Raw genomic sequence first — 14,927 nt, 5'->3', positions numbered from 1 at the left:
TCAACCGGAACGATCAAGCGTCAGCGTCCCTGCCCACACTCCCAGCGCCAGGGCGCTGAAAGCCGCCCCCAGCGCCGAAACCCCGAGCCAGCCGGCCTGGGCGTAGATCATCGTCGCGCTGCCTGCGCCGATGGCACTGCCGACCGAATAGAACACCATGTAGCCGCCCACGAGACGGCTGCGGGCCTCCGGATGACGGGCCAGGATGATGCTCTGGTTCGTGACGTGCACCGCCTGAACCGCGAGATCGAGCAGGAGGATGCCTACGACCAAGAGGAGAATGGATCTCGGCAGGAGTGCGATCGCTCCCCATGAGGCTGTCAGGATCACGAGGGCCCCGCCCGTCGTCCATTGACCGAGACCGCGATCCGCGAGGCGCCCCGCCCCCGTTGCGGCGAGCGCCCCCGCAAGGCCGACGAGGCCGAACAGGCCGATTTGGCCATGGGAGTAGGCGAACGGGGCCGCCCTGAGGGGGAAAACCAACGTGGTCCAGAGAGTGCTGAAGGACGCGAAGATGAGAGCCGCGAGGACGCCGCGGACAAGCAGGACCGGGTCACGGATGAACAGAAGCGGGATGGAGCGGAGCGCGTCTGCGTAGCGGCCGCCCTGGGGCGGAGCCGGGTGAGACGGCAAGGAGCGGGCGAGGACGCCAAGCATGACGAGTGTGGCACCGGCCGAGAGCCCATAAACGGCCCGCCACCCCCCGAGATCGGCGATCATCCCCGCCATGAACCGGGCCGTGAGGATGCCGGCGACGATGCCCCCCGTCACCGTTCCGATGGCCTTCCCCCGGGCGTTCGGCGCCGCCAGCGTCGCAGCGAAGGCCACGAGCACCTGCACCACGACGGCCAGCAGCCCGAGCGCCACCATGCCGGCGAAGAGCATCGCCGCCGTCCCGGATGCGGCCACGGTCAGCAGTGCCAGCACGGACAGCGCGACCTGCGCGATCACGAGACGGCGTCGATCCATGCGGTCCCCGAGCGGCACGATCAGGATCAGACCCAGCCCGTAGCCGACCTGTGTCAGGGTCACGACGAGACCGACCCTGTCGGATGAGATCGCGAGATCGCGCCCCATCACGTCGAGCAGCGGCTGGGCATAGTAGATGTTCGCAACGCTGAGACCGGCCGTGGCCGCCAGGATCAGCGTCGTCCCGCGGGTGAGGCCTGGTCCGGGGAGGAGTTCAGCGCGGCCCTCGGCAACACCTTGCATCGGTTCCATTCTCCGCGTCGGCCCGTATGGTCTCATCATGGAACCAGATGACGACCCGACCATCTAGTTCTAAATTGAGACTGGATGGCTCCGGCGGAGGTGGGAGATGGTGAAACGGACAAGCTTTGGGCGGGATGCGTGCCCCGTGGCCCGTGCCCTCGACATGATCGGTGACTGGTGGTCGCTGCTCATCATCCGTGATGCGTTCGATGGCGTGCGGCGCTTCGGCGAGTTTCAGAACAGTCTCGGCATCGCGAGGGGCATGCTCGCGACCCGGCTTCGTGACCTCACGGAGCGCGGAATCCTGGAAACGGTCCCCGCATCGGACGGCAGCGCCTACCGCGAGTACGTCCTGACAGAGAGAGGCCGCGGCCTGTTCCTCGTGATCGTCGCGCTCCGACAATGGGGCGAGGATCACCTCTATCGCCCCGGCGAGCAGCGGTCCGAATTGGTCGAGGCTGCAACGGGCAATCGTGTCGCCCGGTTGGCATTACGCTCGGCGGAAGGCCACATCCTGGGCTGGACCGAGACCCGCGTGAAGAAGACGGTTCAGTCCACTGGGGACCTCACCCCCCGCGCCCCTGCTTGCTGAGCAGGAACACCCCCTGCGCGCCGAACAGGTTCCAGATCCACCACGGCAGGGCGAAGCGCATGGCCCGCCCCCGCGAATCGAGCGCCGCCGCCGTCTCGATCCGGGCGCCGAGCACCCGGCACAGGACGACGAAGTCGCGGATCGTGCAATGGTGGATGTTCGCGGTCTCGTACCACGCATCCGGCATCAGGTCGGTCACGGGCATCCGCCCGCGCAGGGCGAGTTCGGTGCGCACCCGCCAATGCCCGAAATTCGGGAAGGAGATGATGACGTGCCGCCCGATGCGCAGCAGGTGCTCCAGCACCTCGCGCGGCTGGCGCGTCGCCTGGATCGTCTGCGACATCACCACCACGTCGAACGCCCCGTCGGGATAGTTCGCGAGGTCGGTGTCGGCGTCGCCCTGGATCACCGGCAGCCCCTTCGCGAGGCAAGCGTTCACGCCTTCGCGGGACAGTTCGATGCCGCGCCCGTCGATGCCGCTGCGGTCGCGCAGCAGGGCGAGGAGCGCGCCGTCGCCGCAACCGATGTCGAGCACCCGCGCCCCGGCCGGCACGAGGTCGAGCATCATCAGGTGATCGACGCGGGCGCCGGTATTCTCCCGGGGCAGCGCCTCGGTCGCCTCCCAGGGGCGGGCGTGCGGGGTTCCGCCGCTCACAGGCCGCGCGCCCTGGCCGCCGCGTCGATGAAGCCGCGCGCGGCGGCGAACATCGCCGGCTCGTCGAGGAGGAAGGCGTCGTGGCCCTTGTCGGTCTCGACCTCGACGAACGCGACCGGCGCAGCCGCCGCGTTCAGCGCGTGGACGATGACCCGCGAATCGGCCGTGGGGAACAGCCAGTCCGAGGTGAAGGAGATCACGCAGAAGCGCGTCGTCGTGCCCCGGAAGGCGTTGGCCAGCACGCCGCCATGGTCCGCCGCGAGATCGAAATAGTCCATCGCGCGGGTCAGGTAGAGGTAGGCGTTGGCGTCGAACCGCTCCACGAAGCTCAGGCCCTGGTGGCGCAGGTAGCTCTCGATCTGGAAGTCGGCGTTGAACGAAAAGGTTGGCGCCGAGCCGCCCTGGAAGCGGCGGCCGAACTTCCGGTGGAGCGCGGGCTCCGACAGATAGGTGATGTGCGCCCCCATCCGCGCCACGCCGAGCCCCTTTGCCGGGCGCGTGCCCTCCTCCAGGTAGCGCCCGTCCGCCCAGGCGGGATCGGCCATGATCGCCTGCCGCCCGACCTCGTGGAAGGCGATGTTCTGCGCGGAGTGCCGAGCACCCGTGGCGATGGGCATCGCGGCGAAGACGCGCTCGGGGTAGAGCGCCGCCCATTGCAGCACCTGCATCCCGCCCATCGAGCCGCCGATGCACAGGAACAGGCTGTTGATGCCGAGATGGTCGAGCAGCATCGCCTGCGCCCGCACCATGTCGCGGATGGTCATCAGCGGGAAGTCGAGCCCGTAGGGGCGGCCGGTCGCCGGATCGATCGAGGCCGGGCCGGTCGTGCCCATGCACGAGCCGATGACGTTCGAGCAGATGACGAAGTAGCGATCGGTGTCCACCGGCTTGCCGGGGCCGACCAGGGTCTCCCACCAGCCGGGCTTGCCGGTGAGCGGATGGGTGTGCGCGAAATGCTGATCGCCCGTCAGCGCATGGCAGATGAGCACGGCGTTCGAGCGGTCGGCGTTGAGGGTGCCCGCCGTCTGGTAGGCAATCTGGAAGGGCGCGAGGCGCACCCCCGCATCCGTCAGGAGCGGCCTGTCGGGTCCGAAGCGCGCCACGGGGCTCTTCGGATCGAGGGATTGCGACGGCTCCGCGACGGGCGCGGCGTTCCGTTCGGGGGCGTCCGGCCGGGGGGCCGTATCCAGTCGGGTATCCATGTCCGGGTCTTCGGCGGCACCGCCGGCTACAAAACGCCCTGCGGCACAGGTCGGAGGTAATGGCCCGCCCCGGCAGCGTCAACGCGGATCGGCCGCCCTCCCCCGCCGGTTCAGCGGATGGCGACCGCGCAGGCGACGAAGACGAGGCCCGCCCCCGCCGCCGTGATGAATCCGTTGGTGATCGAGCCCGTATCCCCCCGGCGCAGCCGTAATTCAGCCGTCACCGAGACCAGGATTCCGAGCACGAAGAGCGCGCAGGGAAGAAGATCATCCAGCATTGTTGGCGAACCCCGGTCGTTCCCGCCGCCTTTCGGACAGCCGGGTAAAGGGCATTACGAAATAACAACAGGCCGGATGATGGCCGGTGCCCCGCGACATTTGTTCCGGGTGCGGATCGGGTCCAAGTATCGGAGCCAAGTCAAGCGCCGCCGGCCCGTTGCAGGGAGCGGTCGCGCCGGATGCATGGCGAGGAACCGGCCCAGCTTCACCGTCCGGCGAAATGCTGTACAGGGACCGCATCGTCGCATCAGAACCGCCGACCGGCCTCGCCCATGTCCTCCGCCAGCACGCCCGCCCCCTCCCGCCCGGAACCGCGCCCCGGCGTCCTCGCGGTCGACCTCTACGTCCCCGGCAAGAGCGGGCGTCCGGGTCCGGGCAAGGTCCACAAGCTGTCCTCGAACGAGACGCCGCTCGGGGCGAGCCCGGCCGCCATCGCCGCCCTCCACGAGGCGACCGCCAAGCTGGAGACCTACCCCGACGGGCGTGCCACCCATTTGCGCACGGCCATCGCGAGGAAGTTCGGCGTCGATCCCGAACGGATCGTCTGCGGCGCGGGCTCGGACGAGTTGCTGTCGTTGCTCGCCTACGCCTATTGCGGCCCCGGCGCCGAGGGCATCTACTCGGAGCACGGCTTCCTCGTGTACCGGATCGCGATCCTGGCGTCAGGCGGCACCCCCGTCGTCGCGCCGGAGCGCGACCTGACGACCGACGTCGATGCCATCCTCGCCCGCGTCACCGCGCACACGCGGATCGTCTACGTGACGAACCCCAACAACCCGACCGGCACGTACCTGCCGTTCAGCGAGATCCGCCGGCTCCACGCGGCCCTGCCCGCGCACGTGCTCCTCGTCATCGACGGCGCCTACGCGGAATACGTGCGGGCGAACGACTACACGGCCGGGCTCGAACTCGCCCTCGAGGCCGAGAACGTCGTGATGACGCGGACCTTCTCGAAGATCTACGGCCTCGCCGCCGTGCGGATCGGCTGGATGCTCGCCCCGGCCCATGTCGCCGACGCGGTGAACCGCATCCGGGGGCCGTTCAACGTCTCGGGTCCCGCCATCGCGGCGGGCGCGGCGGCCATCGCCGACGAGGCGCACACCGCCGCCGCCGCCGCGCACAACGCCGAGTGGCTGCCCCGGCTCATCGACGGGGCGCAGGCGCTCGGCCTCACCGTCACGCCGAGCGTGGCGAACTTCGTGCTGATCCACTTCCCCGACGAGCCGGGTCGCTCGGCGGAGGACGCGGATGCGTTCCTGACCGAGCGCGGGCTCATCACCCGCCGCGTCACGGCCTACGGCCTGCCCAACGCCCTGCGGGTGACGGTGGCGGGCGCCGAGGCCAACACCGCCTTCCTCGCGGCGCTCGGTGATTTCGTGCGGGGCGCCCGTGCCTGAGACCCCGCCCGCCCCGCCGCCCTTCGACCGGATCGCCATCGTCGGCCTCGGGCTGATCGGCTCCTCCATCGCCCGCGCCGCCCGGCGCTACGGGCTCGCGCGGGAGATCGTGGCCGTCGATGCTGACGCGGCGGTGCGCGAGCGGGTGCGCGAACTCGCCATCGCCGATGCCGTAACCGGCGACCCCGCCGAGGGCGCCACGGGTACCGATCTCGTGGTGCTCTGCGTGCCGGTGGGCGCCATGGGTTCCGTCGCCGAGGCGATGGCGCCGCACCTGAAGCCCGGCGCCGTCGTCTCCGATGTCGGCTCCGTGAAGGGCTCGGTGGTGGCCGCGATCCAGCCGCACTTGCCCGAGGGCGTCCATCTGGTGCCCGGCCACCCGATCGCGGGCACAGAGTATTCCGGGCCGGATGCCGGCTTCTCGACCCTGTTCGCCGGGCGCTGGTGCATCCTCACCCCGCCTGAGGGCACCCCGGACGAGGCCGCCGCGCGCGTCCGCGCCCTCTGGGAGGGCATGGGGGCGCTGGTCGAGACGATGAGCCCCGAGCACCACGACCTCGTGCTCGCCATCACCAGCCACGTGCCGCATCTGATCGCCTACAACATCGTCGGCACCGCCGCCGACCTGGAGGCGGTGACGCAATCCGAGGTGATCAAGTTCTCGGCCAGCGGCTTTCGCGATTTCACCCGCATCGCCGCCTCCGACCCGACGATGTGGCGCGACATCTTCCTGAACAACCGCGACGCGGTGCTGGAAATGCTCGGCCGCTTCAACGAAGACCTCGCGGCGCTCGCCAAGGCGGTGCGCTGGGGCGACGGCGACGCCCTGCACGCGATGTTCACCCGCACCCGCGCCATCCGCCGGAGCATCGTCGCGCTGGGCCAGGATACGGCGGCCCCGGATTTCGGACGGCCTCGTCCAGCGGAGGGTGGGGCCTGAGACCTCACCCTTGCCCCAACGACGTGACTTACCTAACCTAGGTAGATCGCGGGAGATTGGGATGAAGCGCTATTCCTTTTCCGACATGAACCGGCTCTCGGGCGAGATCCTCGAAACCGCTCTGTCCGAGCCGGTCGCCTTGACCAAGTACGGCAAGGAGCGGCTCGTCATCATCCCCGCCGATCGGTATCGCGCCCTGGCCGGCGGCTCGCGGCAAACGGCCTTCACCTTGGAGGACGCGCCCGACCAGATCCATGACGAGCTCATGGACGGGCTCGACGCCCTCCTCGCGGACGAACCTCGGAATGGTTAAGCCGGGCGACCTGATCCGGTACGGTTATCTTTGGGCCCGCGAAGCGGCACGGGGCGAAGAGACGGGCCGGAAATTCCGCCCTGCCTGCATCGTGGTCCGCATCCCCTCGCAACCGTCGAGCCTCTTCATCTTTCCGCTGACTTCGCAGCGACCGAGCGAGGAAAGGGCCTATCTGGCCGTCACGGAGATTGAATGCCGGCGCGGCGGCCTCGACTATCCGTCGTTCCTGATCCTCGACGAGTATAATCGCTTCCTCGAGTCGGACGCGTTCGACCTCGAAGCGCCGGAGCCGATCGGCGCGTTCAGCCCCAGCTTCATGCGCAAGATCGCACTGACTCTGAAGGACGTCGCTCGCACGCGGCGCCTTCGGGCCGTAACGCGAGGCTGATGCAACCGCTCAATACAGCGGCGGCACGCGCACGTTCGGGATCGGGAAGCCGCTGAACAGCACCTGCCCGTTCACGAGCTTGAGCGGCGGCAGCGGCTTCAGCGGCGGGCCGGAGCCGGCGGGGGCTTCCTCCGCGCGAGGGGCTCCGCGACCGAGGCCGAGCAGACCGCCGACGAGCTGGCCGACCAGCGCCCCCTTCTCCGAGCCGAAACGCTGCCCCACGACGCTGCCGATCAGCGCATCGACGCCGGCCGCGCGGAGGTCGATCTGCCCGGTCGGGCGGTGGGCCTCGTCCAAGGCGACCTGACCACGGGCCTGGATGCGCTGAACGCCCTTGGCGAGGGACAGGGCGCCAATCTCCAGCATCCCGCCGGCCTGACGCCACTTCTCCAATTCGCGCGGCACCGCCCCCGTGCCGATCACCGTCGCGTGGGTGATCGTGGTGTCGAGGGAGGCGTCCACCGGCGCGACGCTGCCGGTCAGGGCGTCGAGGTTCGGTATCGCGGCTTGGGCGAGTTGCAGGTTCACCTCGACGGCGCCGTCCGTCTCGTATCGGGCGGGCGATGGGCGAGCGTGCAGTTCGAGGTGCTTGCCCTGTAGGGTGATCGGCTGCGGTTCGGCGCCCGCGACGCTCACCTTCGGCCCGTCCACCACCAGGGAAAGGCGGGTGAAGCCTTCGCTCGCGCCATGGAAACTGCCCTGCAGCGCGCTCCACGACGCATCCCCCGTGAGCGCGCCCTGCTCGGCATGGAACGGCCCCTGACTCTCGAACAGGACGAGGCGGGGCTGGTAGATCTGCGCCACGACCGTCGTCGGGCCCAGGCGGAAGCTGCCGTCGGAGCGGGTGAGGGTCAGCGCGGAGCAGCGCAGTTCGATGCGGAACGGGTAGCCGGTGAGGCTGCGGTCCTGGCAGGCCCATGTCCGCCCGGCGGCGGCCTCGCGGGCCATCCAGGCGTCCAGCTCATGCTCGGTCTTGCTGCGGATCCAGAACCACGCGCCGGACCAGGCCGCCACGAGGATGGCCAGGGCGACGTAGGGCAGGAACAACCCAAGCCGCCCGCGCCGCCGGGTGCGCGCGATGTCGCTCGCGGGCCCGTTGCGGCCGTCCATCCCCTGCGTCATGCGCGGCGTCCCCCCAGGGCCTTGTCAGTCGGGCCGTATCTCGGCCCGCGGCCCTATCCCGGTGGAATGCGGCAGCGCAAGGGCCGTCGCACCGCCGGTCAGACCTGACGGGGCTCGGCCGTCTCGGGGCGGAGATCGTCCACGATGGCGCCGCGCTCGCCCTCGTCCTCGGCCAGACGGTGAATGTGAAGCTCCGTCGCGCCACTGCGGCGGGCGCGGTCGAGCCAGACACGGCGCAGGTGCTCGCGCGGGCTCTCACCCGAACTCGCCACCGAGACCATCTGCGCGATGCCCGACGAATCACGGCGCACGGCGATGGTCACCGATTCGGACATCTCCTCGGGGTCGAACTCCACCGCCGGGTGGACGCCGACGACGTAGCGGCGGCCGGACCGCCCGCGCCACGCCGACAGCGCAAGCGCCGGGGAGCCGCGCAGGCCCTGGGCCGTTCTCAAGCGTTCCTCACGCACGTCCTGCCTCCGTAAGCGATCGTCCTTCAGGTCGCGGAGCGCGGCCGACCAGGACAGGGCCCGTCTGTTCGTCATTTGTTCTCAATTAGAACGTGTTTTCCACAGACGTCAAGGACGCTGTGGTCATGAGCGAAAGATGGGTGTCGGCGGAGTTATCCACAAGGCCGAGGGGGGCCTGCGGCGGCCGTCTCAGCGTCGCGGCGCGGCGGCCGGAGCCTCGTGCGACGAGACCGTGTAACCCGCTCCGGCGAGGTCCTTCAGGCCGCTTCCCATCAGGGCGTTCGAGGCGGTTTCGATCCGCTCCTCGATGAGGGCCTGGAACTCGGTGCGGGACAATCCCGGACCGATGGGCGGCAGGATGTCGATGATCGCCTTGCCGGGCCGGCGCACGAAACTGTTGCGCGACCAGAACAGGCCGGTGTTCAGGGCGATCGGCACGCAGGGCACGTTCAGCGCCGTGTAGAGATGGGAGATGCCCTGCTTGTAGGCGGGCGGCGCCCCCGGCGCCCGGCGGGTGCCTTCGGGGAAGACGATGAGTTGCGCCCCGTCCTTGATAGCGGCGGCGGCAGCGGAGTTCATCAGGCTCATCGCCCGGGTGCCCTTGGAGCGGTCGATGGCCACCATGCCGCCCCGCGCGAAGAACCAGCCGACCAGCGGGATCAGGAGCAGCTCGCGCTTCAGCACGTAGGCGAAGCGCGGGAACACCGTGCAGAGGGCCAGGGTCTCCAGCGCCGACTGATGCTTGGCCGCGATCAGGATCGGCCCCTCGGGGATGTTCTCCAGACCCCGGATCTCGACCTCGGTGCGCGCGACGACCCGCAGGAACCACAGGGTGATCCGGCCCCAGAGCCGGGCGACCCGCAGCACGCCCGGACGGGTGGCCAGCGCCGGCAGGCCGACGATCGCGACCACCGTCGTCGTGAGGTAGAAACAGAGGTTGAAGGCGAGGGAGCGCAGCGCGAGCATCGCCCTCCTTTAGCGCGGCCCCTGCCCGGCTTCCAAGGGTGCGTTTCCGGCGCTGCGCCCGGCGACGAGCCAGTAGACCAGCCCGGCGCAGCCGCCGACGAAGAACAGGATGAGGGTCAGCCGCGCCTCGGCGGCGGCGAGGCCGGCGGCGCCGGGCCGGGGCGCGCCGCGCACCAGCCAGGGCAGCGCCGCCGTGAGCAGGCCGCAGCCGCCGCCGTACCAGAGCAGGCCCCGCCGCCCCAGCGCCTCCCCCGTCACGCCGACGAGGGCGGGCGGCACGAAGAGCAGCACGAACAGCGCCTTCGCGAGCCCCACCATGAGCAGGAGGAAGCCCTCCGGCGGGAGCCCGGCGGCAAGGTCGCTGAAGGCGGCGTCGAAGCCGGCGAGCGCGCCCTGCGTCAGCCACGCATTCGCCCGCGGATCGAGCAGGAGGGCCAGCATCAACGCGAGGCTCCCCGCGACGACCGCGAGGAGCAGGGCGAAACCGCCGAGGAGGATGCGGCCGAGGATCCGCATCAGCTGTGGGCGGGCGTGGCCCCTCCCGTCCCATGGTCGCCATGGTCGGTCTTCTTGCGCCGGAAGCTGCCGAGCCAGATCGAGAAGTGGCGGATCACCACGTAGAAGACCGGCGTCAGGAACAGGCCGAAAAAGGTCGCACCGATCATCCCGAAGAACACCGCCGTGCCGAGCGCCTGACGCATCTCGGCGCCGGGGCCGGTCGCGATCACCAGCGGCAGGGTGCCGAGGATGAAGGCGAAGGCGGTCATCAGGATCGGCCGCAGGCGCAGGCGGCAGGCTTCCACCGCCGCATCGACCGGCCCGCGATGCTCACGCTGCTCGATGTCGTGGGCGAATTCCACGATCAGGATGGCGTTCTTGGCCGCGAGGCCGATGAGCACGATCAGGCCGATCTGGGTCAGGATGTTGTTGTCCTGCCCCCGGAACTGCACGCCGCCCAAAGCCGCGAGCACCCCCGTCGGCACCACGAGCAGGATCGCCAGCGGCAGGGCCCACGATTCGTACTGCGCCGCCAGCACGAGGAAGACGAGGAGCACGCCCAGCGCGAAGACGTAGCCGGCCGTGCCGCTCGCCGCCTTCTGCTGGTAGGCGATCTCGGTCCAGTCGTAGGCGTAGCCGTCCGGCAGAGCCTTCTTGGCGATCTCCTCCATGGCGGTGAGCGCCTGGCCGGTCGAGACGCCGGGCTTGGCCACGCCCTGCACCGGCACCGAGTAGTACAGGTTGAAGCGCTGCACGATCTGCGGGCCGCTCACGTTGCGCACGCTGGCGAGCGTACCCATCGGCACCAGGGCTCCGGTCGAGGACCGGACCTTGATCTGCGAGATGTCCTGCTCGGAGGAGCGGAACTGCGAATCGCCCTGCAAGCGCACCTGATAGATGCGGCCCAGCGTGTTGAAGTCGTTCACGTAGGTGCCGCCGAGATCCGCCTGCAACGACGAGAAGACGTTGGCCAGCGGCACGTTGAGCATCCGCGCGATGGTGCGGTCGATGTCGAGGTAGAGCTGCGGCGTGTCGTTGCCGAAGGTGGTGAAGACGCGCGTCACGTCCGGGCTCTGGTTGGCCTGGGCGAGCATTTCGCCGGTCGCGGCGAGCAGCTGGTTGATGTCGGAGGATTGGCGGCTTTCCACCTGCATCTTGAAGCCACCGCCCTGGCCGAGGCCGCGCACCGGCGGCGGCGGAATGACAATGATCCGCGCCTCCTCGATGTTGGCGGTGGCCTTCATCACGTCGCCGGTGATCACGCCCGCGCTGCGGCCGTGCTCGGCCCGCTCCTTCGCCCCCTTGAGGGTGAGGAACATGACCGCCGAGTTGGTGGTGTTGGTGAAGGTCGCGCCGTCGAAGCCGGCGATGATCACCGCGTTGGTGACGCCATCGACCTTGCGCGCCTCCGCCGCCGCCCGCAGCACCACGGCGGTGGTACGGTCGAGGGAGGCGCCGGAGGGCAACTGGACGACGCCGATCAGGTAGCCCTGGTCCTGGTCCGGGATGAAGCCCGTGGGCGTCGTCTGCGCGAGGTGGAGCGTGCCCCAGATCACGCCGGCATAGACCAGCAGCATCACGCCGAGGCCGACCACGCCCCCGGTGAGCATCCGGATCACCCGCCCGTAGCCGTTCGACGTGGCATCGAAGGCGCGGTTGAAGCCGTTCGCCAGCCAGTTCACGAACCGCGTGAGGAAGAAGCGCGGCTGGGCCCGCTCATGGTGCGGCCTCAGGAGAAGCTTACACAGGGCGGGCGAGAGGGTGAGGGAGTTGAAGGCCGAGATCAGCGTCGAGGCGGCGATCGTCAGGGCGAACTGCTTGTAGAATTGGCCCGAAATGCCGGGGATGAAGGCGGTGGGAATGAACACCGCCGCCAGCACCAGGGCGATGGCGATGACCGCCCCGCCCACCTCGTCCATGGTCTTGTGGGCCGCGTCTCCCGCCGACAGGCCCTCGGCCATGTTGCGCTCGACGTTCTCGACCACGACGATGGCGTCGTCCACCACGATGCCGATGGCGAGCACCAGCCCGAACAGGGTGAGGTTGTTCAGCGAGAAGCCGAAGGCCGCCATCGCCGCGAAGGTGCCGATGAGCGACACGGGGATGGCGATGACCGGGATCAGCGCCGTGCGCCAGCTCTGGAGGAAGACCAGCACCACGATGACCACGAGGCCTACCGCCTCGTAGAGGGTCTTGTAGACCTCCTGGATCGATTCCTCGATGAACTCGGTCGGGTTGTAGGCGATGCGGTACTCGACGTCCGGTGGGAAGTTCTTTTTGACCTGCTCCATCACCTTCTTGACCGACGCGGCGGCGTCGAGGGCGTTGGTACCGGGGCGCTGGAAGGCGCCGATGCCCACGGCCGGCGTGTCGTTTAGGAACGAGTTGGTCGTGTAGTCCTTCTGGCCCATCTCGACGCGGGCGATGTCCTTCACCCGCACGAGGCGCCCGTTCTGCGCCTTGATGATGACGTCCGCGAACTCCTCCGGCGTCTTGAAGCGCGCCTGCGATTGCACGACGAGCTGGAAGGCGGCCGACGACGCGGCCGGCGGCGAGTTGAGCGCGCCCGCCGCGACCTGGACGTTCTGCTCCTGCAGGGCGGTCGTCACGTCGGTGACGGAGAGGCCGTAGGCGGAGAGCTTGTTCGGATCGACCCAGATGCGCTCGGCGTACTCGTTACCGCCGAAGATCGTGATGTCGCCCACGCCGTCGAGGCGCAGCAGCTCGTCGCGGATGTTCAGGTAGATGTAGTTGGCGAGGTAGTTCTGGTCGTAGGTCTTGTTCGGCGAGAGCAGGTGCACGACCAGCATCAGGTCGGGCGAGGCCTTGCGCACGGTGACGCCGAGGTTGCGCACGTCCGGCGGCAAGCGCGGCTGCGCCACCGACAGGCGGTTCTGCACCAGCACGTTCGCGATATCGAGGTTGGTGCCGACCTTGAAGGTCACGGTCAGCAGCATGTTGCCGTCGTTGGTCGACAACGACGTCATGTAGAGCATGTTGTCGACGCCGTTGACCTCCTGCTCGATCGGGGTCGCGATGGTCGCGGCCACGGTCTCGGCGTTGGCGCCCGGATAGGAAGCGCGCACGGTCACGGTCGGCGGGACGATCTCGGGATATTGCGAGACCGGCAGCGTCTCGTAGGCGACGAAGCCCAGGATCAGGAAGACGATCGACGTGACGGACGCGAAGATCGGCCGGTCGACGAAGAAGTGGGCGAAACGCATCGGTCGAACCTCATGGAGAAGCAGCGGCCCTTGCGGGCCTGCGGCGCCTCGTCCCGTTTCAGGTCTTGCTCGGCGGCAGTTCGGTGGTCTCAGGGTTGACCTTCACGCCGGGGCGGACCCGGGTCAGGCCGTTCACCACCACCTGCTCGTCGCCCTTCAGGCCGTCCTGGATCACCCGGTAGCCGTCGACCTTCGGCCCGAGCTTCACGTCCCGCTGCTGGATCACGTTGTCCGGCCCCAGGACGTAGACGATCCGCTTGTCCTGGTTGGCGGCCACCGCGTCGTCGGGCAGCAGCACGCCCTGCGCGGGCTTCGTCGCCGGCATCGAGACGATGCCGAACAGGCCGGGCTTGATGAACTTGTCGGCGTTCTCGACGGTCGCGCGCAGCAGCACCGTGCCGGTGGCGGTGTCGACGCGGTTGTCGACGAAGTCCAACGTGCCCTTGCGGGTCGGCTTCGCCTCGCCCGAGAGGGCGATCAGGATCGGCACGCCCTTGCCCCGCTGGGTCTGGCCCATGCCGATGCCGAGGGAACTCTGATACTTCAGGAACGACTTCTCATCGACGGTGAAGCTGAAGTAGATCGGGTCGAGGGACACGATCGTCGTCAGCATCGTCTGGTCGGTGATGACGATGTTGCCCTCGGTGACCAGACGCTGGCTGATCCGGCCGTCGATGGGCGACTTCACCTCGGTGAAGTTGAAGTTGAGCTGGGCGTTGTCGAGGGCGGCCTGGGCGCTGTCGACATCGGCCTGCGCGGTCAGCGACGCCTGCCGGCGCTGGTCGGTGACCTGCTCGGAGATGTTGCCGCTGCGCGAGAGCGTCTGGGCGCGCTCGAGATCGGTGACGGAGAAGTTCTGCCGCGCCTTGGCGGAGGAGAGCGCCGCCTGCGCCTGCTCCAAGGCCGCCTTGTAGGGCCGCCGGTCGATGACGAAGAGCACGTCGCCCTTCTTCACCGTCTGGCCGTCCAGGAAGTTGATCTTCTCCAAGTAGCCGGTGACGCGGGCGCGGACCTCGACGAATTCCACCGGGTCGAAGCGGCCGGTATACTGGTCCTTCTCCACGATCTCGCGGACGACGGGCTTGGCGACCGTCACCTTCGGCGGGGGGCCGCCCGGAGCTTGGGCGAGGGCGGACGTCGCTGCCGCGGCGAAGCCGACGAAGAGCGAGAGAGTGCGTGCGAGCCGGCTGCGCATCGTTCTTTTGGGGTCCCTTGGCAATGGCGCGCTACTCCCGCGCCGGCCAAAACGCCTGTGCGCGACCACACATCACGGTGTTCGCAACACGGACGTTCAGGAAACTCTAGGCGATATCCTCGCCCGCCGAATACCAATCCTTGAAACCACCCCGATAGTGTTCGGAGAGATCGAGTCCCGCCCTCTGCGCCACGGCCATCGCCTGCACGGAGCGGACGCCCGCCGCGCAGGACAGGACGGGCCTGCGCCCGTCGGTCCGCACCAGTTCGGCGAGGGCGGCGGAGTCGAAGTCCGAGAGGGGATGCGAGACGCTGCCGGGAATATGCCCCGCCTCGTATTCGTGCGACTCGCGTACGTCGATCACCAGGATCGACCCATCCGCGAGACCCTGTTTGACCGTCTCGCGATCGAGGTCGACCACCTTCATCCGACGTCGCTCCCCCGCGTCTCATCCGTGACGCTGACGCTTTTCCA

At 69.0% G+C, this 14,927-nt stretch carries 16 protein-coding genes; 5 read left to right on the top strand and 11 right to left on the bottom strand.

Annotated elements, in window-relative coordinates; translation table 11 throughout:
* Positions 1-1,212, bottom strand: coding sequence for an MFS transporter (locus AAHF99_RS03650; RefSeq protein WP_342162699.1), 1,212 nt, complete (start codon positions 1,210-1,212; stop codon positions 1-3).
* A gap of 106 nt (positions 1,213-1,318) precedes the next feature.
* Between AAHF99_RS03650 and AAHF99_RS03645 the strand changes: the two genes are divergently transcribed.
* The gene (locus tag AAHF99_RS03645) at positions 1,319-1,804 is read left to right on the top strand and encodes a winged helix-turn-helix transcriptional regulator (protein ID WP_342162698.1); all 486 of its coding nucleotides are present in this window, start codon (positions 1,319-1,321) and stop codon (positions 1,802-1,804) included.
* Here the strand turns inward: AAHF99_RS03645 and metW are convergent.
* From metW to AAHF99_RS03630, 3 genes are all read right to left on the bottom strand, one after another.
* Entirely contained in the window at positions 1,779-2,459 is a 681-nt protein-coding gene (gene metW, locus AAHF99_RS03640) for a methionine biosynthesis protein MetW (protein WP_342162697.1), read from the bottom strand. The genes AAHF99_RS03645 and metW overlap by 26 nt on opposite strands.
* A complete protein-coding gene (gene metX, locus AAHF99_RS03635) occupies positions 2,456-3,661 on the bottom strand; it encodes a homoserine O-acetyltransferase MetX (RefSeq protein WP_342162696.1) in 1,206 nt (401 codons plus the stop codon). Before metX ends, metW begins: the two co-directional genes overlap by 4 nt.
* Before the next feature lie 110 nt (positions 3,662-3,771).
* Positions 3,772-3,939, bottom strand: a complete 168-nt coding sequence (locus tag AAHF99_RS03630) for a hypothetical protein (protein ID WP_342162695.1) — start codon at positions 3,937-3,939, stop codon at positions 3,772-3,774.
* A 273-nt stretch (positions 3,940-4,212) separates the two neighbouring features.
* Between AAHF99_RS03630 and AAHF99_RS03625 the strand changes: the two genes are divergently transcribed.
* The 4 genes from AAHF99_RS03625 (at position 4,213) to AAHF99_RS03610 (ending at position 6,978) form a co-directional block, all read left to right on the top strand.
* Positions 4,213-5,337 (top strand): pyridoxal phosphate-dependent aminotransferase, encoded by a 1,125-nt coding sequence (locus AAHF99_RS03625; RefSeq protein ID WP_342162694.1) that lies wholly within the window; start codon positions 4,213-4,215, stop codon positions 5,335-5,337.
* Positions 5,330-6,277: a prephenate/arogenate dehydrogenase family protein gene (locus AAHF99_RS03620; protein ID WP_342162693.1), complete on the top strand. Its 948-nt coding sequence runs from the start codon at positions 5,330-5,332 to the stop codon at positions 6,275-6,277. The genes AAHF99_RS03625 and AAHF99_RS03620 overlap by 8 nt, the downstream gene beginning before the upstream one ends.
* Before the next feature lie 61 nt (positions 6,278-6,338).
* Positions 6,339-6,590, top strand: coding sequence for a prevent-host-death protein (locus tag AAHF99_RS03615; protein WP_342162692.1), 252 nt, complete (start codon positions 6,339-6,341; stop codon positions 6,588-6,590).
* Positions 6,583-6,978 carry a hypothetical protein gene (locus tag AAHF99_RS03610; protein ID WP_342162691.1) on the top strand — a complete coding sequence of 132 codons (396 nt, stop codon included), beginning with the start codon at positions 6,583-6,585 and terminating at the stop codon, positions 6,976-6,978. Before AAHF99_RS03615 ends, AAHF99_RS03610 begins: the two co-directional genes overlap by 8 nt.
* A 9-nt stretch (positions 6,979-6,987) precedes the next feature.
* Here AAHF99_RS03610 and AAHF99_RS03605 read toward each other — a convergent pair whose 3' ends face one another.
* From AAHF99_RS03605 to AAHF99_RS03575, 7 genes are all read right to left on the bottom strand, one after another.
* Positions 6,988-8,100 (bottom strand): DUF2125 domain-containing protein, encoded by a 1,113-nt coding sequence (locus AAHF99_RS03605; RefSeq protein WP_342162690.1) that lies wholly within the window; start codon positions 8,098-8,100, stop codon positions 6,988-6,990.
* A 98-nt stretch (positions 8,101-8,198) separates the two neighbouring features.
* Positions 8,199-8,645, bottom strand: a complete 447-nt coding sequence (locus AAHF99_RS03600) for a hypothetical protein (RefSeq protein ID WP_243958859.1) — start codon at positions 8,643-8,645, stop codon at positions 8,199-8,201.
* 114 nt (positions 8,646-8,759) lie between these two features.
* Positions 8,760-9,536: a lysophospholipid acyltransferase family protein gene (locus AAHF99_RS03595; protein ID WP_342162689.1), complete on the bottom strand. Its 777-nt coding sequence runs from the start codon at positions 9,534-9,536 to the stop codon at positions 8,760-8,762.
* 9 nt (positions 9,537-9,545) lie between these two features.
* On the bottom strand, positions 9,546-10,052 hold the full coding sequence (locus AAHF99_RS03590) for a hypothetical protein (RefSeq protein WP_342162688.1): 507 nt from the start codon (positions 10,050-10,052) through the stop codon (positions 9,546-9,548).
* Complete coding sequence (locus AAHF99_RS03585) at positions 10,052-13,258, bottom strand: efflux RND transporter permease subunit (RefSeq protein ID WP_342162687.1); 3,207 nt, start codon at positions 13,256-13,258, stop codon at positions 10,052-10,054. The genes AAHF99_RS03590 and AAHF99_RS03585 overlap by 1 nt, the downstream gene beginning before the upstream one ends.
* Before the next feature lie 58 nt (positions 13,259-13,316).
* On the bottom strand, positions 13,317-14,453 hold the full coding sequence (locus AAHF99_RS03580; RefSeq protein WP_342162686.1) for an efflux RND transporter periplasmic adaptor subunit: 1,137 nt from the start codon (positions 14,451-14,453) through the stop codon (positions 13,317-13,319).
* A gap of 106 nt (positions 14,454-14,559) precedes the next feature.
* On the bottom strand, positions 14,560-14,880 hold the full coding sequence (locus AAHF99_RS03575) for a rhodanese-like domain-containing protein (protein WP_342162685.1): 321 nt from the start codon (positions 14,878-14,880) through the stop codon (positions 14,560-14,562).
* Positions 14,881-14,927 lie beyond the last annotated feature (47 nt).

Origin of the sequence: Methylobacterium litchii, from assembly GCF_038442315.1 — a bacterium.
GTDB classification, from domain to species: domain Bacteria; phylum Pseudomonadota; class Alphaproteobacteria; order Rhizobiales; family Beijerinckiaceae; genus Methylobacterium; species Methylobacterium litchii.
This window is presented reverse-complemented; position numbering and strand designations above follow the sequence as displayed.